The sequence below is a fragment of the Streptococcus equinus ATCC 9812 genome (assembly GCF_000187265.1).
Taxonomy (GTDB): Bacteria; Bacillota; Bacilli; order Lactobacillales; family Streptococcaceae; genus Streptococcus; species Streptococcus equinus.
Genome location: NZ_GL698431.1, coordinates 86,794 through 111,646 on the forward strand (window position 1 = coordinate 86,794; position 24,853 = coordinate 111,646).

The 24,853-nt window shown below is 37.6% G+C and carries 27 protein-coding genes and 1 pseudogene; 8 read left to right on the top strand and 20 right to left on the bottom strand.

What is annotated here, in order from left to right; all coding sequences use genetic code 11:
- Positions 1-534, top strand: a pseudogene (locus HMPREF0819_RS08800) (transposase); the annotation flags it as partial.
- A 44-nt stretch (positions 535-578) separates the two neighbouring features.
- Here the strand turns inward: HMPREF0819_RS08800 and lytR are convergent.
- From lytR to HMPREF0819_RS07380, 6 genes are all read right to left on the bottom strand, one after another.
- Positions 579-1,742, bottom strand: coding sequence for a glycopolymer--peptidoglycan transferase LytR (lytR, locus tag HMPREF0819_RS07355; protein ID WP_003067483.1), 1,164 nt, complete (start codon positions 1,740-1,742; stop codon positions 579-581).
- Between the two features lie 10 nt (positions 1,743-1,752).
- Positions 1,753-2,265 carry a GNAT family N-acetyltransferase gene (locus tag HMPREF0819_RS07360; RefSeq protein ID WP_003067485.1) on the bottom strand — a complete coding sequence of 171 codons (513 nt, stop codon included), beginning with the start codon at positions 2,263-2,265 and terminating at the stop codon, positions 1,753-1,755.
- Positions 2,258-2,701 carry a tRNA (adenosine(37)-N6)-threonylcarbamoyltransferase complex ATPase subunit type 1 TsaE gene (gene tsaE / locus HMPREF0819_RS07365; RefSeq protein ID WP_044023456.1) on the bottom strand — a complete coding sequence of 148 codons (444 nt, stop codon included), beginning with the start codon at positions 2,699-2,701 and terminating at the stop codon, positions 2,258-2,260. The genes HMPREF0819_RS07360 and tsaE overlap by 8 nt, the downstream gene beginning before the upstream one ends.
- 164 nt (positions 2,702-2,865) lie before the next feature.
- On the bottom strand, positions 2,866-4,287 hold the full coding sequence (locus tag HMPREF0819_RS07370) for an NCS2 family permease (RefSeq protein WP_003067489.1): 1,422 nt from the start codon (positions 4,285-4,287) through the stop codon (positions 2,866-2,868).
- A gap of 104 nt (positions 4,288-4,391) precedes the next feature.
- Positions 4,392-4,991, bottom strand: a complete 600-nt coding sequence (locus HMPREF0819_RS07375) for a DUF1361 domain-containing protein (RefSeq protein WP_003067491.1) — start codon at positions 4,989-4,991, stop codon at positions 4,392-4,394.
- A gap of 104 nt (positions 4,992-5,095) precedes the next feature.
- The gene (locus HMPREF0819_RS07380) at positions 5,096-5,680 is read right to left on the bottom strand and encodes a hypothetical protein (protein ID WP_003067493.1); all 585 of its coding nucleotides are present in this window, start codon (positions 5,678-5,680) and stop codon (positions 5,096-5,098) included.
- Between the two features lie 88 nt (positions 5,681-5,768).
- Between HMPREF0819_RS07380 and HMPREF0819_RS07385 the strand changes: the two genes are divergently transcribed.
- The 6 genes from HMPREF0819_RS07385 to serS all read left to right on the top strand — a co-directional run bounded on the left by HMPREF0819_RS07385 (position 5,769) and on the right by serS (position 11,711).
- Complete coding sequence (locus HMPREF0819_RS07385) at positions 5,769-6,584, top strand: HAD family hydrolase (RefSeq protein WP_003067494.1); 816 nt, start codon at positions 5,769-5,771, stop codon at positions 6,582-6,584.
- A 327-nt stretch (positions 6,585-6,911) separates the two neighbouring features.
- Positions 6,912-7,904 (top strand): PTS sugar transporter subunit IIB, encoded by a 993-nt coding sequence (locus HMPREF0819_RS07390; protein WP_003067497.1) that lies wholly within the window; start codon positions 6,912-6,914, stop codon positions 7,902-7,904.
- Between the two features lie 103 nt (positions 7,905-8,007).
- Complete coding sequence (locus HMPREF0819_RS07395) at positions 8,008-8,811, top strand: PTS mannose/fructose/sorbose transporter subunit IIC (RefSeq protein ID WP_003067499.1); 804 nt, start codon at positions 8,008-8,010, stop codon at positions 8,809-8,811.
- A 14-nt stretch (positions 8,812-8,825) separates the two neighbouring features.
- Positions 8,826-9,737, top strand: coding sequence for a PTS system mannose/fructose/sorbose family transporter subunit IID (locus HMPREF0819_RS07400; protein ID WP_003067501.1), 912 nt, complete (start codon positions 8,826-8,828; stop codon positions 9,735-9,737).
- A gap of 77 nt (positions 9,738-9,814) precedes the next feature.
- Positions 9,815-10,186: a DUF956 family protein gene (locus HMPREF0819_RS07405; RefSeq protein ID WP_003067503.1), complete on the top strand. Its 372-nt coding sequence runs from the start codon at positions 9,815-9,817 to the stop codon at positions 10,184-10,186.
- A 247-nt stretch (positions 10,187-10,433) separates the two neighbouring features.
- Entirely contained in the window at positions 10,434-11,711 is a 1,278-nt protein-coding gene (gene serS, locus HMPREF0819_RS07410) for a serine--tRNA ligase (protein WP_003067506.1), read from the top strand.
- 119 nt (positions 11,712-11,830) lie between these two features.
- On the opposite strand, the gene HMPREF0819_RS07415 is transcribed toward serS, so the two are convergent.
- The 14 genes from HMPREF0819_RS07415 to HMPREF0819_RS07480 form a co-directional block, all read right to left on the bottom strand.
- Positions 11,831-12,601, bottom strand: a complete 771-nt coding sequence (locus HMPREF0819_RS07415; RefSeq protein WP_003067508.1) for an acetyl-CoA carboxylase carboxyl transferase subunit alpha — start codon at positions 12,599-12,601, stop codon at positions 11,831-11,833.
- Complete coding sequence (gene accD, locus HMPREF0819_RS07420; protein WP_003067509.1) at positions 12,598-13,464, bottom strand: acetyl-CoA carboxylase, carboxyltransferase subunit beta; 867 nt, start codon at positions 13,462-13,464, stop codon at positions 12,598-12,600. Before accD ends, HMPREF0819_RS07415 begins: the two co-directional genes overlap by 4 nt.
- A gap of 8 nt (positions 13,465-13,472) precedes the next feature.
- Entirely contained in the window at positions 13,473-14,843 is a 1,371-nt protein-coding gene (locus tag HMPREF0819_RS07425) for an acetyl-CoA carboxylase biotin carboxylase subunit (RefSeq protein ID WP_003067512.1), read from the bottom strand.
- 81 nt (positions 14,844-14,924) lie between these two features.
- Positions 14,925-15,347: a 3-hydroxyacyl-ACP dehydratase FabZ gene (gene fabZ / locus HMPREF0819_RS07430; RefSeq protein WP_003067515.1), complete on the bottom strand. Its 423-nt coding sequence runs from the start codon at positions 15,345-15,347 to the stop codon at positions 14,925-14,927.
- Positions 15,344-15,820: an acetyl-CoA carboxylase biotin carboxyl carrier protein gene (gene accB / locus HMPREF0819_RS07435; RefSeq protein WP_003067518.1), complete on the bottom strand. Its 477-nt coding sequence runs from the start codon at positions 15,818-15,820 to the stop codon at positions 15,344-15,346. Before accB ends, fabZ begins: the two co-directional genes overlap by 4 nt.
- A gap of 2 nt (positions 15,821-15,822) precedes the next feature.
- Positions 15,823-17,055 (bottom strand): beta-ketoacyl-ACP synthase II, encoded by a 1,233-nt coding sequence (fabF, locus tag HMPREF0819_RS07440; RefSeq protein WP_003067521.1) that lies wholly within the window; start codon positions 17,053-17,055, stop codon positions 15,823-15,825.
- A gap of 65 nt (positions 17,056-17,120) precedes the next feature.
- Positions 17,121-17,852: a 3-oxoacyl-[acyl-carrier-protein] reductase gene (fabG, locus tag HMPREF0819_RS07445; protein ID WP_003067524.1), complete on the bottom strand. Its 732-nt coding sequence runs from the start codon at positions 17,850-17,852 to the stop codon at positions 17,121-17,123.
- Positions 17,853-17,861: 9 nt separating this feature from the next.
- Positions 17,862-18,782 carry an ACP S-malonyltransferase gene (gene fabD / locus HMPREF0819_RS07450; RefSeq protein WP_003067529.1) on the bottom strand — a complete coding sequence of 307 codons (921 nt, stop codon included), beginning with the start codon at positions 18,780-18,782 and terminating at the stop codon, positions 17,862-17,864.
- A gap of 40 nt (positions 18,783-18,822) precedes the next feature.
- Positions 18,823-19,791: an enoyl-[acyl-carrier-protein] reductase FabK gene (gene fabK, locus HMPREF0819_RS07455; protein WP_003067532.1), complete on the bottom strand. Its 969-nt coding sequence runs from the start codon at positions 19,789-19,791 to the stop codon at positions 18,823-18,825.
- Positions 19,792-19,954: 163 nt separating this feature from the next.
- Positions 19,955-20,179 (bottom strand): acyl carrier protein, encoded by a 225-nt coding sequence (locus HMPREF0819_RS07460; protein WP_003067534.1) that lies wholly within the window; start codon positions 20,177-20,179, stop codon positions 19,955-19,957.
- Positions 20,180-20,237: 58 nt separating this feature from the next.
- Positions 20,238-21,212 (bottom strand): beta-ketoacyl-ACP synthase III, encoded by a 975-nt coding sequence (locus tag HMPREF0819_RS07465; RefSeq protein ID WP_003067536.1) that lies wholly within the window; start codon positions 21,210-21,212, stop codon positions 20,238-20,240.
- A 2-nt stretch (positions 21,213-21,214) separates the two neighbouring features.
- The gene (gene fabT / locus HMPREF0819_RS07470; protein WP_039695988.1) at positions 21,215-21,649 is read right to left on the bottom strand and encodes a fatty acid biosynthesis transcriptional regulator FabT; all 435 of its coding nucleotides are present in this window, start codon (positions 21,647-21,649) and stop codon (positions 21,215-21,217) included.
- 115 nt (positions 21,650-21,764) lie between these two features.
- Positions 21,765-22,553 carry an enoyl-CoA hydratase gene (locus HMPREF0819_RS07475; protein WP_003067541.1) on the bottom strand — a complete coding sequence of 263 codons (789 nt, stop codon included), beginning with the start codon at positions 22,551-22,553 and terminating at the stop codon, positions 21,765-21,767.
- 181 nt (positions 22,554-22,734) lie between these two features.
- Complete coding sequence (locus HMPREF0819_RS07480) at positions 22,735-23,391, bottom strand: HAD family hydrolase (protein WP_003067543.1); 657 nt, start codon at positions 23,389-23,391, stop codon at positions 22,735-22,737.
- Positions 23,392-23,491: 100 nt separating this feature from the next.
- Here HMPREF0819_RS07480 and HMPREF0819_RS07485 point away from each other — a divergent pair, with 100 nt between their 5' ends.
- Entirely contained in the window at positions 23,492-24,850 is a 1,359-nt protein-coding gene (locus HMPREF0819_RS07485) for an aspartate kinase (protein ID WP_044023457.1), read from the top strand.
- Positions 24,851-24,853: the final 3 nt, after the last annotated feature.

A 24,853-nucleotide genomic window follows, 5' to 3' on the forward strand; every position in this document is an offset into this window, starting at 1 on the left:
CCGTGCCATGATGACAACTAGAATTGCCATTATGAAGACATTTGATGATAAATCTCTACCTTATCGAGCTATGAAAAATCATTGAAAAATTCTCCAAAAAGACTCTCGAAAGCTCTCACAAAATAGCTTTTATTCACGCACGTTTAGACAAACACTGATACCTCGAGAGATCATCGGCAAAACTTGGCTTACTCTGATGAACTACGCTATTATTATGACCTGTATCAGCTCCTGCTCTTTCATTTTCAAGAGAAGCGGACAAGTGAATTCTTTGGCCTTATCGAGGACAACCTTGATGTAGTCAATGATTCCTTTAAAACTGTCTTTAAGACCTTTAAAAAATACCAAACTTATATTACAAACGCATTGAACTATCCTTATTCCAATGCCAAACTGGAAGATACCAACAAGCTCATCAAAGACATCAAACGACAAGCCTTTGGCTTTCGTAACTTCAAAAACTTTAAAACTAAAATCCTTATCGCTTTGAACAGCAAAAAGGAGAAGACCAATTTGGTCCTCTCCCGGGTTTGATGATAAGATTATAAGTCACCCACTACAGTTGACAACGAGCTTTTTTAGTACGCATAGGTTTCATCTTGTGAATAATAAGTATCTGTTGCGTAATCACCATTATCAGCAGTACCGTAGTCACTGTAACCACTGTCATAACTATAACTACTATAATCGCTATAACTATAATCACTGTAGCCATAATCGCTATAGTCACTACCATAAACATCATCTGATAAAACAGCACTTGTTTTAAGTTCAGTACTTTCCTCTAAACCAAGTTGTTTTTTAATAATATTTTGAATTTCGAGCAAGTGATCTGACGAAACGATTTCGTAAGATGTGCCATTAATAGTTTGTCCCTCACCTTTAAGTTGGTAAGTTTTGATTGTCTTCAAGGCATCTGTGTAACCTAGTAAACTTGGAATTGTACTTGATGAAATTTCGATGTTAGTCTGCATGTTCTTGCTGACTGCAGAAAGAATTTTCTTGTAAGAAGATACACTATCAAGTGCTAAAATTTTCTTAAGAACTTTTTGAATAACTTCACGTTGACGTTTTTGACGACCATAGTCACCTTCTGGGTCATCATAACGCATACGTGCATAAACTAAAGCTTGTTCACCATTGATTTTATGAGTTCCTGGTTCAACTGTAGCTGTGTATTCAGGTTCGTTCTCTGAAATTGAGATTGGAAAATTAAAATCATTTGTTACTGTAATACCACCAATAGCATCAACCAAATCAACCAGACCTTGCATATTAATTTGCATGTAATAATCAATATTAATATCTAATAAATCTTGAATGGTCATAATTGCCATTTGAGCACCACCTGACGCATAGGCAGCATTCAATTTTGCTTGAACACCATTCATATCGTTATCTTCTGGTCCTGTTAATTCAATCAGAACATCACGTTCAAGACTTGTCATCGTCGTCTTCTTAGTCTTAGGATTAACAGTCACTAAAATCATTGAGTCACTATTACCTTCCCAAGTTGATTGACGTTCAGAATCCCCTGTATCAACCCCCATCAAGAGAATTGAGAAAGGTTTAGTCTGTTCAATAGCATTGCTGCTTGAACCAGACGTCTTGTAATCTTTAAACGTTTTTGCCAACTCACTAGTTGAAAAATTATAAGCAGTCGTAACATAAACACCTAATGCAACAACTGTTGTTACAATAATTGCTGCTAACATCAGCAGAATTTTTTTTCCAAGTTTCATTTGTCTACTTTTAGTCTATTAATCTACTCATCGAGTAGACATCAAGAAATTCTCCATCTTTAGTTTTTGCGCCACGTTCTTTAGTAGCTTCAATCTTAAAACCGAACTTTTCATAAAGGTGGACAGCTCTGCTATTTCTTGCTTGAACTGTCAACTCCAATCGACGAATCATCGGAGTATGACACGCCCAATCAAGAGCAACTTCCATAAGAAGTGAACCTAGACCGTATCCCCAATATTTTTTACGAATGGCGATAAAAATATCACCGATATGATTTGTCTGAGGTGAATCGCTGCTAGATACATTTAAAATACCAGCTAACTCTCTACCAACTCGAACAACAAGACAAATCTCATTAACAGCTGCCAAATGACGCTCTAAAAAAATCGCCATATCGTCTTGCGACAAAATACTGTCTGCGACAATAAAATCTGTCTCTTGACTAACTCGCTCAAGAAGATTATTCAAGGATGCTGCATCACTTGCCTGTGCTTCTTCAACAATCACTTCTTGCTCAGTCACAAGCCATAGCCTCCGCAAGCTCTTCACTTCGTGGACCATTAGTTTGTAACTCAATCTGGCGTCCGTCTCCTGAAGGAGTGATAACCACTTCTAAGTAATCCCCTAATAAATCTTCTTCTAGAAGTTCACCCCACTCAATGACAGATACACCATCACCATACAAGAAATCATCTAAATCAATAGAATCAGGATCATTTCCAATTCGGTAAACATCTAAATGATAAAGCGGCAAACGTCCTTCATATTCTCTAACAATTGTATAAGTAGGACTTTTAATCATTTGATTAATATCAAGCCCTTTTGCAATTCCCTTAGTTAAAGTCGTTTTACCAGCGCCAAGATTTCCAGTTAGTACAAGGACATCCCCTGCTTGTAATTTTTGTCCTAGCCGATAGCCATAAGCCATCAACTCATCTTCGTTATGACTATAAAACATGAGTCCATTATACCAAAATTCTGTTTTCCTTCCAAGTCTCGCCAGTTTTTTCACAGAATCTTTTATTAAAAATTAACAAATACTAATTTTTTTCAGCTATCATTCGCTTTAAAAAAGCTGAAGGCAAGAGAACGATACCTTCAGCTGTATTGAAAACTTTTATTTTATAGAATTGCCAAGCTAACAAAGTTAAGAATAAACAATGCATCTAAAACCCACATAACAGCGTGAACTTCTCTTGCTTGACCTCTTACGATTTTAACAAGTGTGTAAGTGATAAATCCAGCAGCGATACCATAAGTAATGCTGTAACTGAATCCCATAAAGATTGATGTAAAGAATGCTGGCACTGCTTCTCCAAGATCATCCCATTTAACATGTTTAAGATTTGAAAGCATCATGATACCAACAATGATAAGAATTGGGGCAGTTGCTTGTGTAGGAACAATTGAAACAAGTGGACTAAAGAAACTTGAAGTAGCAAATAGTACAGCAACTGTAAGAGCAGTCAAACCCGTACGACCACCAGCTCCAATACCAGTGGCTGATTCAACGTAAGTTGTAACGTTTGAAGTACCTGCGATAGCACCTAATGTTGTACCAACTAGGTCAGAGTAAAGCGCACGGTCAAGTTTTTTAGATTCTTTATTACCACCAGTTGTTGTGATAATACCAACTTTTGCACCGGTACCAACAAGTGTACCAATTGTATCAAAGATATCTGTCAATGAGAATGCAAGAATAGCCATCAAGACGCCAGGAATACGTGAAGGATCTGAGAATAATGAACCTAAACCTTGGCTACCAAGAGCAACACCAAAGATTTTTTTCAAGTCATTGATTGATGCAGATAGATTTGTTGCTTCCAAGTCGACTGAACCAAGATCAACGACACCAATCAAAATACCGATAATAGTTGTTGCTGCAATTGAAAGAATAACTCCTCCGCGAACTCCTTTAACAATAAGCAAGATTGAAATAGCAAGTCCAATCAAAGCAAGGATAACGCCTGGGTTATCAAAAGCGACCAAACCTGGTGTAGCAGATGCATTTGCTGTAATAGATGCAAGACCTTTATCAGCTCCTGAACCAGCTACTGTATATGTACCAGCATCAATAGAGAATTTCAAAAATCCTGCATTTTTAATTCCGACATAAGCAAGGAAAATACCGATACCAGCTGAAATAGCTGATTTCAACGCTGCTGGGATTGATTCAATAATCAATCGACGAATTTTAGTTACTGTGATAAATAGTGAAATAAGACCGCAGATGAAAACCATAGCAAGCGCTTCTTGCCAAGTGTATCCGAGGGCAAAAACAACAGTATATGTGAAGAAGGCGTTAAGTCCCATACCTGGTGCTTGCGCATATGGAAGATTTGCGTAGAAGGCCATCATCAATGTACCAACAACAGCACCAATAATTGTAGCAAGGAACACACCTTGTGTAGGCATTCCAGCTTGTGAAAGGATTGATGGGTTAACAAACAATACGTATGACATTGCAAAGAATGTTGTTAAACCAGCAGTTACTTCTCTACGAACATTTGTACCATGTTCTTTAAGTTTAAAAAACTTTTCCATTTTTAAATGGTTTCTCCTTTTAATAAGGTTAATGATAGTCGATTTTCTTCTATTTCCGAACGACTAATATAGTCTACCAAAAGATTGTTCAGTTTTCAATAGCTTTATTTAAAATTTTCTCTATCTAAAAAAATAAGACATAAAAGCTGTAAAAAAGTGAATCCAAGCACGAAATGAAGGGCATTCCAACTAATCACATCTAGGATTTCTTTTATGACAACAGTGGGTCTTGTGAAAATATCCCATGAATTTAGTCGGGCATAACGTCCGATATGGATAGCAAAACTAGAAACGAAAGACAAAACAGCTATAAAAAACATTCGGATATAATAATTTTTGACTTTAAATGTCACCACAATGTTCTTAACACTTTCTATCCCACACAAAACACCAAATAAAATGCTAGATACATAGAGCATATATAAAATCAAGCTTGATTTATCCCACAAAACTGAACTTATAAAATTCATATGTACAATATCTGTCAGCATGTAGAAGGTATTTGGATAAAAAAACAGCCACAAGATTGCAGCTCCAATTTTCACTGCCTTATTCTTGATAAAATACGGAATCAATGAAAAATCAAGAGCTATCAATGCCAAGAACATATTCCAAATCAAGTCTGGTCCTTCAAGATGATAATAGTAAATTCCTAGAGAAATAACTCCGAAAAAGAAATGGACTATCGCGATTTTTTTAACCATAAAATCTCTCCTTTCTTACCCAAAAATTATAGCAAATTTTCCTATAAAAAGCCTTTAAGAAATAACAAAAACCCTAGTCACTCCACCAGACTTCTTACTATAAATTAATCATCATCAAGAAGAACAAACATCATCACTTGAACAACCATTAATCCAAGAATAGACGGCATATTGATAGTCGTTAAAGCATTTGTTACTTGCTCAAAAATATTTAAGTGCTGATTTACAATAACTTTCCATGTAATTCCTAACGTTCGTAATATTTGAAACATCAAACTAGCTGCAAATGCCACTCCCATGACAAAAAATACTTGGATGTATTGATTCAAATTCAACGGCTTTAAAATCATTCGTAAGCTCAGTGTACCTGCAACTAGCGAATAAACAAGAACAGCTAAGTAAATCATGAATGATGTCATCCCATCTGTCGTCCATAAAACCGTCGTTGCCCAAGATCTATCTGCAACACTAAATAGCACATTTAAATTATTAGGATAGAAAAAGCACCACAAAACAAAGGCTGCCACTCGTAAAACAATGTGCTTAAAATAGTAGAAGAAAAATCCCATTTCAACTGCCAGCAAAGAGAAAAGAACATTGTTCATTAGACCATCGGTATTGGCATGAAAAAATGTAATGCTCAAAATGATTCCTAAAGCAAATAAATGACTCCAAAAAATTTTATACATTGATGCGTAACCTCATTTTTTATTAAAACTATTATATCATACCTACTTTTCTTTTTCTTTGCTAGTCTTTTTTGTTATAATAACACCTATGACAAAGAAAAAAATGATTGCACTTGATTTGGATGGAACCCTACTTCGTAGTGATAATACCATTTCAGATTATACAGTTGAAACTCTTAAAAAAATCCAAGAAAAAGGACACAAGGTTGTCATTGCGACTGGTCGTCCTTACCGTATGGCACTTGAGCACTACAAGCGTCTTGAATTAGAAACGCCAATGATTTCTTTTAATGGTTCACTCACTCACCTCCCAGAAAAAAAATGGGACTTTGAACATAGTGTGACCATCGATAAAAAATATCTTCTTGACGTTCTCGACCTTCAACAAAGTGTTCAAGCAGATTTTATTGCAAGTGAATACCGAAAAAAATTCTATATCAGTGCTGAAAATCAAGAAATTATTAACCCAAAACTTTTTGGGGTGGAAAAGATTACAGACAAAATGACACTTGATATTAGCAAAATCACCAAAAATCCAAATGGTCTGCTGATGCAAACACGTCATGAAGACAAGTACCTACTTGCTGATGAGATACGAAAATTCTTCAAAAATGAAATTGAAATTGATTCTTGGGGCGGACCACTCAACATCTTAGAATTTTCACCTAAGGGTATCAATAAAGCTTACGCACTCAAATACCTTTTAAAAACAATGAACATGGACAGTGATGATTTGATTGCCTTTGGTGATGAACATAATGATACTGAGATGTTATCTTTTGCAGGAACAGGCTATGCTATGAAAAATGCAAGTAACATCTTACTTCCCTTTGCTGATAAACAAACCGAGTTTTCAAACGAAGAAGACGGTGTTGCAAAAGAATTAGCGAAAATTTTTCTATAAATTTCTGAAAAACTTCTTTTTGAGAAGTTTTTTCTTTTTTCATCGTTTTCAAAACATTTTCACTATTTCCATAAAAAATACCACATTTTTTCCGAACGTTATTTACTTTTTTATACAATTTAGTCGCTTTATTTTGCGGGTTTCTGAAAATTTTTCATGATTTGTATTATTTTTTCTCAAAAAGCTATTGCTTTTTTTGTGAAAACGTTTTACAATAATATCGTTCTTAGAATTTCCTTGGAACGGAAAAGAATTGCCAAGCTTGCTTGGAAGGAGATTATTCTTTTTTGTTTCAACGAAAAATAATCATAAGGAGGAAGAACAAGAATGGGTATCGGTATTATTATTGCCAGCCATGGTAAATTCGCTGAAGGTATTCATCAATCAGGTTCTATGATCTTTGGTGACCAAGAGAAAGTTCAAATTGTAACTTTCATGCCAAGCGAAGGACCTGATGATTTATATGCACACTTCAACGATGCTATCGCACAATTTGATGCTGATGATGAAATCCTCGTACTAGCTGACCTTTGGAGTGGTTCTCCATTTAACCAAGCTAGTCGCGTTATGGGTGAAAACCCAGATCGCAAGATGGCTATCATCACAGGTCTTAATTTGCCAATGCTTATCCAAGCCTACACTGAGCGTATGATGGACGCAAATGCAGGTGTTGAACAAGTTGCCGCAAATATCATTAAAGAGTCTAAAGACGGTGTTAAAGCACTTCCTGAAGAACTCAACCCAGCTGAAACAGCTGCTGCAGCGCCTGCCGCACAAGCTGCTCCTCAAGGTGCTATCCCTGAAGGAACTGTCATCGGTGATGGTAAACTTAAAATCAACCTCGCTCGTATTGACACACGTCTTCTTCACGGACAAGTTGCGACAAACTGGACACCAGCTTCTAAAGCTGATCGTATCATCGTTGCATCTGACACTGTATCTAAAGATGAATTACGTAAAAGCTTGATCAAACAAGCAGCACCAAACGGTGTTAAAGCAAACGTTGTTCCAATCAAGAAATTGATTGAAGCTTCTAAAGACCCTCGTTTTGGTAACACACACGCACTTATCTTGTTTGAAACACCTCAAGAAGCTCTTGAAGCTATCGAAGGCGGTGTGCCAATTAAAGAACTTAACGTTGGTTCAATGGCTCACTCAACAGGTAAAACAATGGTTAACAACGTATTGTCAATGGACAAAGATGACGTTGCTACATTTGAAAAATTACGTGACCTTGGCGTAACATTCGATGTTCGTAAAGTCCCTAATGATTCTAAAAAAGACTTGTTTGATCTAATCAAAAAAGCAAATGTTCAATAATTTTTGAATCTAACTTTCCTGTTTTTATCCAAAACACGTAAGCCTTGGTTTCTGGCTTACAATTGCACATTGAAAACTTTTATAAACGAAAGGAACTAGAATAATGTCAGTTATTTCTATGATTTTAGTCGTTGTAGTTGCCTTCTTCGCTGGTCTTGAAGGTATCCTTGACGAATTCCAATTCCACCAACCACTAGTTGCCTGCACACTTATCGGTCTTGTTACTGGTAACCTTGAAGCAGGTATCATCCTTGGCGGTTCTCTACAAATGATCGCTCTTGGTTGGGCTAACATTGGTGCCGCTGTTGCGCCAGATGCTGCCCTTGCTTCTATAGCCGCTGCTATCATCATGGTTAAAGGTGGAGACTTCACTTCTAAAGGTATCGCCGTTGCAACAGCAACAGCTATCCCTCTTGCCGTTGCAGGTCTTTTCCTTACTATGCTTGTTCGTACTGTTTCTGTTGCCCTTGTTCACGGTGCTGACGCTGCCGCTAAAGAAGGTAACATCGCTGCAGTTGAACGTACTCACTTGATTGCTCTATTCCTTCAAGGTCTTCGTATTGCTGTTCCTGCTGCTCTTCTTCTTGCAGTTCCAACTTCAGCAGTACAAGCTGTACTTAACGCTATGCCAGACTGGTTGTCAGGTGGTATGGCTGTCGGTGGTGGTATGGTTGTTGCCGTAGGTTACGCTATGGTTATCAACATGATGGCTACAAGCGAAGTATGGCCTTTCTTCGCTATCGGTTTTGCCGTTGCCGCTGTATCTGACCTTACTCTTATCGCCCTTGGTACAATTGGTGTTGCTCTTGCATTCATCTACCTTAACCTTTCAGAAAAAGGTGGAAATGGTGGCGGAACTATCTCAGGTTCTGGTGACCCAATCGGCGACATCTTGGAAGACTACTAGAAAGGGGTACAAACATGGCTGAAAAACTTCAATTATCAAAATCTGATCGTCAAAAAGTTTGGTGGCGTTCTACTTTCCTACAAGGTTCTTGGAACTACGAACGTATGCAAAACTTAGGTTGGGCATACGCTTTGATCCCTGCTATCAAAAAACTTTATACATCTAAAGAAGACCGAGCTGCTGCTCTTAAACGTCACTTGGAATTCTTCAATACTCACCCATACGTTGCTGCTCCAATCATCGGTGTAACTCTTGCCCTTGAAGAAGAACGCGCAAATGGTGCTGAAATTGATGACACAGCTATCCAAGGGGTTAAAATCGGTATGATGGGACCTCTTGCTGGTGTTGGTGACCCAGTCTTCTGGTTTACAGTTCGTCCTATCCTTGGTGCCCTTGGTGCTTCACTTGCTATGGCAGGTAACATCGTTGGTCCACTTCTATTCTTCTTCGGATGGAACATCATCCGTATGGCATTCTTGTGGTACACTCAAGAACTTGGTTACAAAGCTGGTTCTGAAATCACTAAAGACCTTTCAGGTGGTATCATCCAAAAAATCACTAAAGGTGCTTCAATCCTTGGTATGTTCATCTTGGCTGTCTTGGTTGAACGTTGGGTATCAATTAACTTCACTGTTGATCTTCCTTCAACTAAACTTTCAGAAGGTGCTTACATCGAATTTCCTAAAGGAAACGTAACTGGTACTGAACTTCAAGGTATTCTTGGTAAAGTGGCTGATGGACTTAGTCTTTCACCAGAAAAAGCTAATACACTTCAAGATCAATTGAACTCATTGATTCCTGGTTTGATGGGACTTGCCCTTACATTCCTTTGCATGTGGTTGCTTAAGAAAAAAGTTTCTCCAATCACAATAATCATCGGATTGTTCATCGTTGGTATCATCGCTCGTTTCTTCGGAATCATGTAATAAAAGAAAGGAAGGATTTCGGTCCTTCTTTTTTTATTATGTTATAATAAACTAAAAGCTAATTCAGAGGAGATTACATGGCACAATCACTTAACTCTACCGTGGAATTAACGACTACTGGTGTTTCTTATCTTGGCATGGGGGGAAAAGTAGGGAAATTCCTTCTCGGTAATAAAGGTCTTGAATTTTATAGCGACGCTAACGTCGAGGATTATATCCAAATTCCTTGGGAAAACATCGAAAAAATCGGCGCTAACGTTTCTCGTAACAAAGTCAGCCGTCACTTTGAAGTCTTTACAGATAAAGGAAAATTTCTTTTTGCCTCAAAAGACTCAGGAAAAATCTTAAAAGTGGCTCGCCAACATATCGGAAACGATAAAGTTGTTCGTATGCTTACACTTGTTCAAGTCCTCATGAAAAAACTAACAGGATTTGTCAAAAAGAAATAAATCTAGTATAATAAATAGTACGGATAAGTAAGAGTGGAGCTCTTTCAGAAAGTCTGCGGTTGCTGTGAGCAGATAGAGCGACAGGTCTGAAATTCTACCGTTATATCAATTAAGAATAGAAATTAAGTGCACAGTATGTGAAGCTGGATGGAACCGCGCGTTTGCGCTCCAGCAGTTAACATGCTGTGCTTTTTGTTCATCTTGATTGTTAAAATCATATGAACACCAAAAACATTGGAGGAAATTTATGTTAGACATCAAACGCATCCGCAACGATTTCGATGAAGTAGCTAAAAAATTAGCTACACGTGGCGTTGCTGCTGAAAAACTTGCTGAACTTAAAGAACTTGACGACAAACGTCGTGAATTGCTAATTAAATCAGAATCAGCTAAAGCTGAACGTAACACAGCTTCTGCAGCTATTGCACAAGCAAAACGCAACAAAGAAGACGCTTCTGAACAAATCACTGCAATGCAAAAATTGTCAGCAGACATCAAAACTACTGACACTGAACTTGCTGAAATCGATGAAAAATTATCTGAATTCACAGCAACACTTCCAAACATCCCTGCTGCTGATGTTCCTGTTGGTGCTGACGAAGATGAAAATGTAGAAGTACGTCGTTGGGGTACACCTCGTGAATTCAACTTTGACATCAAAGCTCACTGGGATCTTGGTGAAGACCTTGACATCCTTGACTGGGAACGTGGTGCAAAAGTTACTGGTTCTCGTTTCCTATTCTACAAAGGACTTGGAGCTCGTCTAGAACGTGCAATCTACAACTTCATGTTGGATGAACACGCTAAAGAAGGTTACACAGAAGTTATTCCTCCATACATGGTAAACCATGACTCAATGTTTGGTACTGGTCAATATCCTAAATTCAAAGAAGACACATTTGAATTAGCTGATTCTGACTACGTTCTTATTCCAACAGCTGAAGTTCCTCTTACAAACTACTACCGTGGTGAAATCCTTGATGGTAAAGAACTTCCAGTTTACTTCACAGCAATGAGCCCATCATTCCGTTCAGAAGCTGGTTCTGCTGGTCGTGATACTCGTGGTTTGATTCGTCTTCACCAATTCCACAAAGTTGAAATGGTTAAATTCTCTAAACCAGAAACTTCATACGATGAATTGGAAAAAATGGTTGTCAATGCTGAAAACATCCTTCAAAAACTTGGTCTTCCATACCGTGTTATCACACTATGTACTGGAGATATGGGATTCTCAGCTGCTAAAACTTACGACCTAGAAGTTTGGATTCCAGCTCAAAACACTTACCGTGAAATCTCAAGCTGCTCAAACACAGAAGACTTCCAAGCACGTCGTGCTCAAATCCGTTACCGTGATGAAGCTGATGGAAAAGTTAAACTTCTTCACACTCTTAACGGTTCAGGTCTTGCTGTTGGACGTACAGTCGCCGCTATTCTTGAAAACTACCAAAACGAAGATGGTTCTGTAACAATTCCAGAAGTTCTTCGTCCATACATGGGTGGCGTTGACGTTATCTCACCTAAATAATAATAAAAACTGCTAATCAATGATTAGCAGTTTTTTTGATAAGAAAAAATCCCCTTTGAACCACCCTCAAAATCAAGGAAAATATTTCTTTGACTTGAGGTTAGTACAATGTGGGATTTTTAAAATTTTCTAAAACGTTGATAACGATTTTCAAGAAGCTCTTCTAATGGCAACTTGCTAAGCTCATCTAATTCAGCAATCAGATTTGTTTTAATCATTTCAACGATTTCACTTGAAAAATAACCATGCTCTGGAATAACTTTATCAACAACATCCATGTTGTAAAGTTCTCCAGCAGTAATTTTCATCAATTCAGCAGCCTCAGTTGCTCGTGAACCATCTTTCCAAAGGATTGATGCAAAACCTTCTGGACTTAAAATGGCGTACATGCTGTGTTCAAGCATCCATACCTTATCGGCCACAGCAAGTGCAAGAGCACCTCCAGAACCACCTTCACCAACAATAATAGCAATAATCGGTACTTTAAGATCACTCATTTCAAGTAAATTGCGTGCAATAGCCTCACCTTGTCCGCGTTCTTCTGCACCAACACCTGGATAAGCACCAGCAGTGTTAATAAAAGTGACGACAGGACGATCGAATTTTTCAGCTTGCTTCATCAAACGAAGAGCTTTACGGTAACCTTCAGGGTTTGGCTGACCGAAATTGCGTTTTAAATTCTCCTGTAAATTTTTCCCTTTTTGAATACCAATCACTGTCACAGGACGACCTTCAAGGCGAGCAATTCCCCCAACAATTGCGCCATCGTCTGCAAAATGACGATCTCCATGAAGTTCCATGAAATCATCAAAAATTAAATCCGCATATTCTAAGGTCGTTAAACGTCCTTGATCACGCGCTTCTTTCAAAATTCTTGATACATCACTCATTTGGCACCTCCATGGAATGCGACTAATTTTGCAATAGTTTCAGGCATTTCAGTACGTTTGACAATGGCATCAACAAAACCATGTTCCAAAAGAAACTCAGCTCTTTGGAAGTCTTCAGGTAAGTTTTCTCGTACTGTTGTTTCGATAACACGGCGACCTGCAAAACCGACCAATGCTTGAGGCTCTGCTAAAATAATGTCACCTTCCATTGCAAAACTTGCTGTCACCCCTCCTGTTGTGGGGTCAGTCAAGATTGTCAAATAAAACAAACCAGCTTCAGAATGGCGTTTAACTGCCGCTGAGATTTTTGCCATTTGCATCAAACTCATAATACCTTCTTGCATACGAGCACCGCCTGATGCCGTAAAAATAACAACTGGCAATTTTTCTTCAATCGCTAATTCAAACAAGCGTGTGATTTTTTCACCAACAACCGTTCCCATTGAAGCCATAATAAAGTTTGAATCCATGATGGCAAGAGCAACTTTTTCGCCCTTAATCAAGGCTTTACCTGTTAAAACAGCTTCTTCAAGACCTGTTTTTTCACGCATTTTAGCCAATTTTTCTTGATATCCTGGGAATTTAAGCGGGTCTTTTGGTTCAAGTCCCATAAATAATTCTTCGAAACTTCCTTTATCTACTGTAATCGCTAAGCGTTCTTTTGCAGAAATACGGAAATTATAAGAACAACTTGGACAAATCTTAGCAACACCTAAATCTTTTTGATAAATCATGTGCTTACATGCTGGGCATTTAGCAAATAATTCATCAGGAACTTCTGGAACCTCACGCGGTGTACCTTGATTTAAAGAGTTGTTGGGAGTAATTCGAATGTACTTATCTTTTTTACTAAATAAAGCCATGAAATCTCCTAATCATTTTCCTTATTGTAGTTTGGCAAGAATGTTTCCATTAAAAATGATGTGTCGTAATCTCCAGCAATCACATGCTCATCAGAAATTAAATCCATTTGAAACTCAGCATTTGTTGTAACGCCCTCAATTTCCAACTCATAAAGAGCACGTTGCATTTTCATCAAAGCATCGAAACGATTTTCACCATGAACAATGATTTTTGCAATCATACTATCATAGTAAGGTGGGATTGTATAACCAGGATAAACAGCTGAATCCACACGCAAACCAATACCACCACTTGGCAGGTACAAATCTGTAATCTTACCTGGGCTTGGTACAAAGTTAAATGTTGGATTTTCAGCATTGATACGACATTCAATAGCATGACCAGTGATTGTAATATCATCTTGTGTCACTGACAATTCTTGTCCAGCAGCAATACGAATTTGCTCTTTAACGATATCAACGCCAGTAACAAATTCTGTTACGGGATGTTCTACTTGAACACGAGTGTTCATTTCCATGAAATAAAACTGTGATGTTTTCTCATCAAGCAAGAACTCGATGGTACCTGCATTTTCATAATGAACAGCACTCGCTGCACGAACAGCAGCCTGACCAATCTTAGTACGCAGTGTTTTACCAATCGCAATTGACGGACTTTCTTCAAGAACTTTTTGGTTATTACGTTGAAGTGAGCAATCACGTTCGCCAAGGTGAATGACATTACCGTGAGAATCTCCTAAAATTTGAACTTCGATGTGACGCGCTGGATAAATAACTTTTTCAATGTACATGGCACCATTACCAAAAGCAGCCAAAGCTTCTTGTGAAGCTGACTCAAAGGCTGGCACTAATTCTTCTGCAGACTCAACCTTACGAATACCTTTTCCGCCGCCGCCAGCAGAAGCTTTCAACATAACAGGGTAACCAAGTCTTTCAGCAACGTCAAGTGCTTCATCAGCTGTAAAGACTTCACCATCTGAACCAGGAATAACCGGTACATTTGCTGCAATCATTTCTGCACGCGCATTGATTTTGTCACCCATTTTATCCATAATTTCGGCGCTAGGTCCGATAAATTTAATGTGCATTTCCTCACACATGGTTGCAAATTTTGAGTTTTCACTCAAAAAACCAAATCCTGGGTGAATCGCTTCAGCTCCTGTTACAATCGCTGCTGATAAGACAGCATTCATATTCAAGTAAGAATCTGTCGAGCGTGCTGGACCGATACAAATTGCTTCATCAGCCAAATTCGTATGCAAAGAATTTTTATCAGCTTCAGAATAGACAGCTACCGTATTGATCCCCAATTCACGTGCTGCACGAATAATTCGCACCGCAATTTCACCACGATTGGCAATTAATATTTTTTTAAACATACGTCTGCTTTTTCCTCCTATTTGAAATACTTTAGCATTTCAATCAAAATTCTTTTGTCACAGTTTGTATTAACCTTTTTCTTAACTACCAATAGCAAACGTCAATGTTCCAGAAGCTGCTAGTTTGCCATCAACTTCTGCTTTTGCCTCAACCACAGCAATTGTTCCACGGCGTTTAACAAATTTCGCTGTCATGATTAATTGGTCACCAGGAACAACTTGTTTTTTGAAACGCACTTTGTCCATACCAGCGTAAAAGACCAATTTACCCTTGTTTTCTTCTTTTGAAAGTTCCAAAACACCTGCTGTTTGAGCAAGAGCTTCCATGATAAGAACTCCAGGCATGACTGGATATTCTGGAAAATGACCATTGAAAAACGGTTCATTGATTGTCACATTTTTAACAGCAACAATTTCATCATCACTTACTTCAAGCACACGGTCAACCAAAAGCATTGGATAACGGTGCGGCAAAGCTTCACGAATTTGCTTAATATCAATCATTTAATACGTACCAATCCTTGTCCAAATTCAACAACTTCTTCATTATTTACCATAATTTCAGTCACGATACCATCTTTTGGAGCTGGAATTTCGTTCATGACTTTCATCGCTTCAATAATTAGCAACGTTTGCCCTTTTTTAACTGCATCACCAACAGATACAAAAGCTGGTTTGTCAGGAGCTGGAGCAAGGTAAGCAACCCCTACAAGCGGACTTGGGACTTCTTCACCTTCTGCAAAAATATTCGTATCAGCTTCTTCAACATCACTTGTTGCTGGAGTTGATGTAGCAACTGGAGTTGTTTCAACTGAAACAGCTGGAGCCGGTGCTGCAGGAGCTGCTGCTGGCACTACTGGAGCTGTATATTCATTTTTGCTAAATGTCAATTCAGAGTCAGCAGTTTTAAATGAAAATTCACGTAGGCTTGACTGGTCAAATTGAGCCATCAAATCTTTTACTTCAGAAATATTCACGCTTACGCCTCCCAACGTTTAAATGCTAGTACAGAGTTATGACCACCAAATCCAAATGTATTTGAAATAGCGTAAGTCAACTCTGCTTCTTGACCTTGTCCATAAACTACATTAGCTTCAATGTCCTCTGACAATTCACGTGTACCTGCAGTCATTGGAATGTAGTTGTGACGGATTGCTTCAATTGTCGCAACAGCTTCAACAGCACCCGCTGCACCAAGAAGGTGACCAGTGAATGATTTTGTTGAAGAAACTGGAACATCTTTACCAAGAACTGTTACGATAGCTTTGCTTTCACCTTTTTCATTAGCTTGTGTAGAAGTACCGTGAGCATTAACATAGTCAACATCTTCTGGAGAAATTCCTGCTTCCTTAATTGCCAATTCAATAGCTTTTGCAGCACCTGATCCATCTGGTGTTGGAGTAGTTTGGTGATAAGCATCACAATTGCTACCATAGCCAACAACTTCAGCTAGGATAGTAGCACCACGTTTTTGAGCATGTTCAAGACTTTCAAGAACAACCACACCTGCACCTTCACCCATAACAAATCCATTACGATCTTTATCAAACGGAATAGCAGAACGAGCTGGATCTTCAGTTGTTGAAAGAGCAGTCAATGCATTGAAACCACCAATACCGATTTCGTTGATTGTAGATTCAGCACCACCAGCTAAGATAACATCATGGTAACCAAATTTAATTTCGCGGAATGCTTCTCCGATAGCATCATTAGATGAGGCACAAGCTGTTGTAATTGATTTACATACGCCACGTGCACCAATACGCAAAGCAATATTACCAGCAGCCATATTTGACAAAGCTTTCGGAATGAACATTGGTTGGATACGTTTGATTCCTTTTTCGTGCATACGAATGATTTGCTCTTGCATTTCTTGCAAACCACCAATACCAGATGACACGATAACACCAGTACGGTCACGATCAACTGTATCCATATCAAGTTTAGCATTTTCGAGAGCTTCTAAAGTTGCATAAATTGCGTATAGAGAATATTGATCCATACGATTTTTATCTTTGCGAACAAAATATTTATCAAATGGGAAATCATGAATTTCACCTGCGTTGTGAACTTTGATTTCAGAATTATCAAATTTAGTAATTGGTCCGATACCAATTTTTCCATCATGAAGATTATTCCAGAATTCTTCTGGGGTATTTCCAATTGGAGAAGTTAAACCATAACCTGTTACTACTACTCTATTTAATGTCATTTTTGTCTCCTTTTAAGAGAATGTATATTCTAATTTTAAACTATTACAGCAAAGCAAACAACAGTTTACATTGCCATACCACCATCAATTGCAATAACTTGTCCAGTCAAGTATTCTTGTTCTGCTAAGAAGCTAGCTACTGTTGCCACTTCTTCAGCTTTTCCGATACGTTTCATTGGAATGCCAGCTAAAATCGCTTCTTGCATTTTTTCAGGAATAGCATCCGTCATATCTGATTCAATAAAACCAGGAGCAATGGCATTTACTCGAATACCACGTGAAGCTACTTCACGCGCAACTGATTTTGTAAAACCAATTAAACCAGCTTTTGAAGCTGCGTAGTTTGCTTGTCCAACATTTCCTCGTAAGCCAACAACGCTTGATAGATTGATAATAGCACCTTGACGAGCACGTGTCATCGGTTTTAAGACTGATTGCGTCATGTTAAATGCACCAGTCAAATTCACTTTTAAGACTGATTCAAAATCTACTTCAGTCATTTTTAACATCAATTTATCATTTGTGATACCAGCATTGTTAACCAAAATATCAACAGAACCAAGTTCTGCAATAGCTTCGTCAACCATACGTTTAGCATCATCAAATTGTGATACATCACCAGAAATTGCAATAACTTTCACACCGTAGTCGTTAAAACTATCGATAATGTCTTTTGAAATTTCTGAACGACCATTCAAAACAATATTAGCCCCAAGGCTTGCAAAGCGGTGCGCAATAGCCAAACCAATTCCGCGAGTTGATCCTGTTACAAAAACATTTTTATTTTTGATATCCATAACTATCTCCTATTTTTCTAGCAAAACACTCAAGCTTGCTTCATCCTCAACTGATGAGGTTGGAATACTTTTATCAATTTTACGAAGAAATCCACTCAAAACTTTACCTGGACCAATTTCAATAACCTCTGTCATTCCAAGTCTACGCATTGTTTCAATAGAATCGTAAAAACGAACTGGTTCTTTTACTTGTCTTGCAAGCAAAGCTTTAATATCACTATATTCCATAACCTTAGCTTCAGTATTTCCAATCAAAGGAACCTGAAAATCTGAAAACGTTACTTTATCAAGAACCTCTGAAAGTCGTTTGCTAGCTGGTGCTAACAAAGCTGTGTGGAAAGGCCCAGATACTTTCAACGGAATCAAGCGTTTTACACCTGCTTCTTTAAGAAGTTCAACAGCATAATTTACTGCTTCCGTTTCACCACCAATCACAATTTGTGCCGGTGTGTTATAGTTAGCTGGTGTCACCACACCCTTAATAGAAGCTTTTTGACAAATTTCTTCAATCAATGAGGCTTCCGTATTCATGACAGCGACCATTTTTCCAGTTCCTGCTGGAGCTGCAGTCTCCATAAATTCACCACGTTTAGCTACCAAAGCAACAGCATCCTCAAAGCTCAACGCCCCTGATGCTACTAAAGCTGAATACTCCCCTAATGAAAGTCCAGCAACCATGTCAGCTTTAAATCCTTTTTCCTGAAGCAATCGATAAATTGCAACTGAAGTTGTCAAAATAGCTGGTTGTGTATAACGTGTCTGATTTAACTTATCTTCTTCCTTATCAATTAAATCACGAAGATTGTAGCCAAGCATAGAACTAGCTTGGTCAAAAGTCTCACGAACAATCGGATATTTTTCATATAAATCACTTGCCATTCCAAGCTTTTGAGCCCCTTGACCAGCAAATAAAAAGGCAGTTTTTGTCATTAAATCCTCCCAAACAGAATTTGATTTTTAAATAGAAATATTAATCTTTTTCAATATCAGCCCAACGTTTAGCTTCTGCTAAAATCACTTCTTGAGCACCATAATAGATATCTTTTAAGATTTCTTCACAAGTTTCTTCTTTACAAATCAAGCCTGCGATTTGGCCAGCCATGACTGAACCAGTCACAACATCACCGTCAACAACAGCATTACGCAATGCACCTGCTCCCAAAACTTCGATATCTTCTTTAGCTTTCTTACCAGCCAAGAAATCTTTTTCAGCATGCGCATATGATGTTGTTAATTTATTTTTAAGTGATCGAACAGGATGTCCAACAACAGATGCAGAAATCACTGTATCAATATCTTTAGCTTTCAAAATTTTATCTTTAAAGTTTTGATGAGCGTTAGATTCTTTAGCTACCACAAAACGTGTTCCTACTTGAACCGCTTCCGCACCCAACATAAAGATAGCTGCAGCCCCATTTCCGTCAGCAACACCACCTGCTCCAATAACAGGAATATTGACTGCATCAACAACTTGACGAACAAGAGTCATTGTTGTCAATTTACCAATGTGTCCACCAGCTTCCATACCTTCTGCAATAACAGCATCTGCACCAAGTTTTTCCATACGTTTTGCAAGAGCAACACTAGGAACAACTGGAATGACAGTGATACCAGCTTCGTGGAAACGTTCCATGTATTTTCCAGGATTACCTGCACCAGTTATGACAACTTTAACCCCTTCTTCAATAACAAGATCAACAATGTCATCAACAAATGGAGACAAAAGCATAATATTAACACCAAATGGCTTGTCTGTAATTTTTTTAACCTTGTCAATATTTGCTTTAACTACTTCTTTTGGTGCGTTACCGCCACCGATAATACCTAAACCACCAGCGTTTGAAACAGCACCAGCCAAGTCACCATCGGCAACCCATGCCATACCACCTTGAAAAATTGGATATTTGATATTTAATAATTCTGTAATACGTGTTTTCATGTTAAACCTTCTTAGTCTTTACCAAACAATAATTTGATAGTCAAACTATCATAATAAGAAGAGAGGGAGTAAGATAAGTTTTCATTAATTAGCAACTTATCCCACAGCCCTTCCTACTAAATATAGTGGAGTTAGTTTTTTAATCCCAACTCCAGCCATGTTATTATTTTGTTTTTTCTTCAACGTAAGCAACCAAGTCACCTACAGTGTTAAGACCTTCTTCAGTTTCGATTTGAATATCAAATGCATCTTCAATTTCTGAGATTACTTGGAAAACGTCAAGTGAATCAGCATCAAGTTCATCAAAAGTTGTTTCCATTTTAACTTCGTCAACTTCTTTACCAAGTTCTTCAACGATAATTTCTTGTACTTTTTCAAATACTGCCATGATTAATTCTCCTTAATAAATATATATAATTATCTCATGCTAATGCACAAGTTTGTAACTAGATTTTAACAATTAGACTTCCCCATGTCAAACCTCCACCAAAGCCTGATAGAAGCACTGTTTGAGAGCCATCTAATTTAATAATTCCCTTATCAACAGATTCTGCTAAAAGAATTGGAATACTTGCCGCACTGGTATTACCATATTCCATCATATTCGCTAAAAACTTGTCTCGATCAATATCCACTTTTCGAGCCATTTTATCTAGAATACGAATATTAGCTTGGTGAAGCAACAAATAATCAATATCCTCTGATGAAACTTCTGATTCATCAATAAGGGCTTTAATACTTTCAGCCACATCTCTGATAGCAAAATCAAAGATAGCTCTTCCTTCCATTTTAAGGAATTTATCATCATCTTCTTTTTCAGAAAACGGAGATGATAGGCCAACTTTTCCAGAAGTTAAGCTTTGACCGCGACTACCATCTGTATTCAAAGATTCTGCTAGGAAATGTTTAGTTTCTGATGCTTCAATTAAAACACCACCTGCTCCATCTCCAAATAGTACAGAAGTACTACGATCTGACCAATCTAATGTTTTTGATAGGGTTTCAGCACCAATTACGATACCTTTTTTATAGATTCCTGACTGAATAAATTTATCTGCAGTCGCAAGAGCAAATACAAAACCACTACATGCCGCTGTCATATCAAATGCAAAAGCATTAACAGCGCCAATATTAGCTTGAATACGTGCTGCTGTCGATGGCATAAAACTATCAGGTGTAATTGTTGCAACAATGATGAAATCAATGTCTTCAGCTGATAAACCAGCTTTTGAAAGTAGTTGCTTAGCAACTTGTGTCCCTAAATCACTAGTTGTTTCGTCTCGAGTGATATGTCGTCCTTTAATCCCCGTGCGAGATGAAATCCATTCATCGCTGGTGTCCATAATTTCAGACAAATCATCGTTTGTAATCACTTGTTCAGGGGCATAGGCTGCTGCCTGAGCAATTCTTGCAAATACCATTATTACATTAACTCCTCAAGAAACTTGTGAAGATTTTTTAAGCCTCGTAAAAGAGCTTCTAGTTCTTCTTCATTCATATCTTCAGCAATATGAGAAACCATATTCTTATGAAACTTATGATGAAGTCTATCTAATAATCTTCCTTTTTTTGTTAAAGTTAAATGAACGACACGACGGTCTAATTTTGAACGTCGTCTTTCAATATAACCTTTTGCCTCAAGCTTATTTAAACTAGTGGTTATTGTACCGAGGGTCAACATCAACTCACGTGCAATATCACTTGGAGTCACATTAGAATTTTTACCAATAATCTCAATGGTGTGCATTTCCTTTAACGAAACGTCGTTGAACTGACTAGTTCTCAAACTTGTCTCTTCAATAACCTGTACACGATTAAAAATATCTACTAGATACTCATTGATTCTATTATAATCCAAGATTTCACCTCCTAAATAAACTTTGACAATCAAAGTATATCAAACATCAAAATATTTTGCAAGGAATTTCGAACTAATCTGAAAAAATAATGTGAAAATCAAACAATTATTTACGTTATTTTTCAGAAAATTTCGGGCGACGCTTTTCAGCAAATGCTCGAACACCTTCCTTGAAGTCTTCCTTAAAGGCTAATTCTTCTTGAAGTTGTAATTCAAGTTTTGTATAATCCTCCCAACCTTCAAATTGTGCTTTCCATGACATTTCCTTAATAGCACGATAAGAATTAATTGACCCACGAAGCAAACGTTTAGTCAACTGGTTAGTTGTACGTTCTAATTTTTCTGATTCACAGAGGCGATAAACAATTCCGTATTCGAATGCCTTTTCAGCATTAACACCTTCGCCAGTCATTGCCAACTGGACAGCACGTGTTGATCCAATGGCTCGGCTCATTAGGAAAAGTCCACCAGCATCAGGTGCCAGTCCTACCCCAACAAAAGCTTGAATAAACTTAGCTTTTTCACTAGCAACAACAAAATCCGCTGCAACTGCCATATTCGCCGCAGCTCCAGCAACCGCACCATCTACACTCATAATAATTGGTTTAGGCAGTTTTTTCATTGAAAAAGAAATTCTATTAACCAGACTAGCAATTTCAACTAGAGATTCAACATTATCAGACTCAACAGCTCGTTGCATTTCAGCTAAATCACCACCGATTGAAAATACTTTTCCAGCTGCTTTGATTACTAGAATTTTAACAGATTCATCTGCCTTAACAAGTTCTAAAACTTCAAGAATTTCTTGGCATGTTGGAATATTAAACCCATTTGAAATATCAGGGCGATTCAAAATTAAAGTTGCAACTTCCCCGTTTTCATAAATAACATTATCGAAAGACATTTACCTACCTCCGTCGGATACGATAAAATTAGTTTGACTATAAAACTATTTTGTAAAATGTATTTTAGCATACAAAGCAGCAATAAATCAAGCAAAAATAGGATTTTTTTAAAAAATAATTTGATTTTTAAATATTTAAATCATCAAATGATTATCTAAAAAAGTAGGATAACTCCTACTTCTAATATGTTTTTTCTTCTAAAATCTCAACAATTTGAGTTAAATTTTTCACCAATCGACTTGCCTTTCTTTGATTCATATCAAAAAGATTATCTTCGATTGCCCAAACAGTTAAATCAGCAGAAACTCCCGCTTGAATCCCTTTTTCACTATCTTCAATAACCAAAGTCTCAGCATTACTAAAGCCCAATTGTCTTCTTGCTTCTTGATAAATAGCAGGGTGTGGTTTTCCTTTTTCAAATTCTTCCCCAGATAAAATCACTGAAAAATAGTCTTTTAAATTCGTTTCTTCAAGAGCTTTTAAAATGTCATGCTTTGTTGAGCTCGAAGCCAGCCCCAAACGATATCCCTTTTCAAAAAGTCCTTTAATTACTTCAAATGTATCCTCGAAAATTAAGTCTTTATAAGGAAGTGGATGAGTTTTTTTGTAAATCGAATATTCAACTTGTAATTGATCTGTATCCCACTTATCAAAATCATCTCTCAAAATATCTGGCCAAATCTGCTTCATATTTCCACCGATAAAGAAACTTGGTGGTAAGTGTTTTATGCTAATTCCTTTATCAGCTAAAAACTTTTCACGACGTCGATAGTAAAAAGTTTCAGTGTCAAACAAGACCCCGTCCATATCAAAAATAATTGCTTTATAATTTTCCATTCCTCTATTATACTATCTTTCTTTTTATTTGAAAAACTGCTGACAAATTTTCAGAATTTTGCTATAATTGAATACAAATTTTAGAAAAGTGGAGAATGTCATGAAAGTAATCAAATTTGGTGGTAGTTCACTGGCTTCGGCTGAACAGCTGAAAAAAGTTTTGAATATTGTGAAATCTGATAGCGAACGTCGTTTTGTTGTTGTATCAGCACCAGGAAAGCGTAACTCAGAAGATACAAAAGTAACTGATGCTCTTATTAAATACTACAAAAAATATACTTCTGGTGATGATGTTACCGCAGCAAAAGAGTGGATTATTAACCGATACCAAGCCATTGCTGACGAATTAGAACTTAACTCATCAGTCATGAGTAAAATTGCTGGAGCAATTACAAATCTTGCCACTCTCCCTATCGAAAGTAATAAATTCTTGTATGACACATTCCTAGCTGCGGGTGAAGATAACAATGCAAAACTTGTCGCTGAATTTTTCCGAAAAAATGGAATCAACGCACGCTATGTTCACCCAAAAGAAGCTGGAATTATTGTTTCAAGCGAGCCTGGAAACGCACGAATTCTCCCTTCTAGTTACGATAAACTAGAAGAACTCCGAGACTCTGATGAAGTTCTCGTGATTCCAGGATTCTTTGGTGTAACAACTGATGGTCAAGTTTGTACTTTCTCGCGTGGAGGATCTGACATCTCAGGCTCAATCGTTGCAGCAGGTGTTAAAGCTGATTTATACGAAAACTTTACAGATGTAGATGGTATTTTTGCTGCACATCCAGGCGTTGTTCACAAACCACACACTATTCAAGAACTAACATACAGAGAAATGCGTGAACTTGCTTATGCAGGATTTTCAGTACTCCATGATGAGGCTCTTATTCCAGCCTATCGCGGAAAAATTCCTCTCGTCATCAAAAACACAAACAATCCTGAACACCCAGGAACACGAATCACACTAAAACACAGCGGACCAACAGTACCAGTTATTGGAATCGCTGCTGATGACAAATTTGCAAGTATCAACATGTCAAAATACCTCATGAACAGAGAAGTCGGATTCGGGCGGAAAGTTCTTCAAATTTTAGAAGACCTCAATATCCGCTGGGAACACATTCCAACAGGAATTGATGACATGTCAGTCATTGTACGAGAACGTGAACTAACTCCTATTAAAGAACAAGAAATTATCTCATATCTTACGCGAGAACTCGCAGTTGATGAAGTTGAAATCGAACACAATCTTTCAATTATCATGATTGTCGGTGAAGATATGAAGAACCACATTGGGGTTACAGCAACAGCAACAAGAGCCCTTTCAGAAAAACACATCAACCTTGAGATGATTTCACAAGGATCAAGTGAGGTTTCAGTCATGTTTGTAACACAAACAGAACACGAAAAAGAAGCCGTACGAGCACTATATCAAATCTTCTTCCGTGCAGCCGAATAAACT

Coding starts and splice junctions, on each gene's coding strand:
- lytR (WP_003067483.1), bottom strand. CDS start 1,742: ATGAAACTTGGAAAAAAAATTCTGCTGATGTTAGCAGCAATTATTGTA.
- tsaE (WP_044023456.1), bottom strand. CDS start 2,701: ATGTTTTATAGTCATAACGAAGATGAGTTGATGGCTTATGGCTATCGG.
- HMPREF0819_RS07370 (WP_003067489.1), bottom strand. CDS start 4,287: ATGGAAAAGTTTTTTAAACTTAAAGAACATGGTACAAATGTTCGTAGA.
- HMPREF0819_RS07375 (WP_003067491.1), bottom strand. CDS start 4,991: ATGGTTAAAAAAATCGCGATAGTCCATTTCTTTTTCGGAGTTATTTCT.
- HMPREF0819_RS07380 (WP_003067493.1), bottom strand. CDS start 5,680: ATGTATAAAATTTTTTGGAGTCATTTATTTGCTTTAGGAATCATTTTG.
- HMPREF0819_RS07385 (WP_003067494.1), top strand. CDS start 5,769: ATGACAAAGAAAAAAATGATTGCACTTGATTTGGATGGAACCCTACTT.
- HMPREF0819_RS07390 (WP_003067497.1), top strand. CDS start 6,912: ATGGGTATCGGTATTATTATTGCCAGCCATGGTAAATTCGCTGAAGGT.
- HMPREF0819_RS07395 (WP_003067499.1), top strand. CDS start 8,008: ATGTCAGTTATTTCTATGATTTTAGTCGTTGTAGTTGCCTTCTTCGCT.
- HMPREF0819_RS07400 (WP_003067501.1), top strand. CDS start 8,826: ATGGCTGAAAAACTTCAATTATCAAAATCTGATCGTCAAAAAGTTTGG.
- HMPREF0819_RS07405 (WP_003067503.1), top strand. CDS start 9,815: ATGGCACAATCACTTAACTCTACCGTGGAATTAACGACTACTGGTGTT.
- serS (WP_003067506.1), top strand. CDS start 10,434: ATGTTAGACATCAAACGCATCCGCAACGATTTCGATGAAGTAGCTAAA.
- HMPREF0819_RS07415 (WP_003067508.1), bottom strand. CDS start 12,601: ATGAGTGATGTATCAAGAATTTTGAAAGAAGCGCGTGATCAAGGACGT.
- accD (WP_003067509.1), bottom strand. CDS start 13,464: ATGGCTTTATTTAGTAAAAAAGATAAGTACATTCGAATTACTCCCAAC.
- HMPREF0819_RS07425 (WP_003067512.1), bottom strand. CDS start 14,843: ATGTTTAAAAAAATATTAATTGCCAATCGTGGTGAAATTGCGGTGCGA.
- fabZ (WP_003067515.1), bottom strand. CDS start 15,347: ATGATTGATATTAAGCAAATTCGTGAAGCTTTGCCGCACCGTTATCCA.
- fabF (WP_003067521.1), bottom strand. CDS start 17,055: ATGACATTAAATAGAGTAGTAGTAACAGGTTATGGTTTAACTTCTCCA.
- fabG (WP_003067524.1), bottom strand. CDS start 17,852: ATGGATATCAAAAATAAAAATGTTTTTGTAACAGGATCAACTCGCGGA.
- fabD (WP_003067529.1), bottom strand. CDS start 18,782: ATGACAAAAACTGCCTTTTTATTTGCTGGTCAAGGGGCTCAAAAGCTT.
- fabK (WP_003067532.1), bottom strand. CDS start 19,791: ATGAAAACACGTATTACAGAATTATTAAATATCAAATATCCAATTTTT.
- HMPREF0819_RS07460 (WP_003067534.1), bottom strand. CDS start 20,179: ATGGCAGTATTTGAAAAAGTACAAGAAATTATCGTTGAAGAACTTGGT.
- HMPREF0819_RS07465 (WP_003067536.1), bottom strand. CDS start 21,212: ATGGTATTTGCAAGAATTGCTCAGGCAGCAGCCTATGCCCCTGAACAA.
- HMPREF0819_RS07475 (WP_003067541.1), bottom strand. CDS start 22,553: ATGTCTTTCGATAATGTTATTTATGAAAACGGGGAAGTTGCAACTTTA.
- HMPREF0819_RS07480 (WP_003067543.1), bottom strand. CDS start 23,391: ATGGAAAATTATAAAGCAATTATTTTTGATATGGACGGGGTCTTGTTT.
- HMPREF0819_RS07485 (WP_044023457.1), top strand. CDS start 23,492: ATGAAAGTAATCAAATTTGGTGGTAGTTCACTGGCTTCGGCTGAACAG.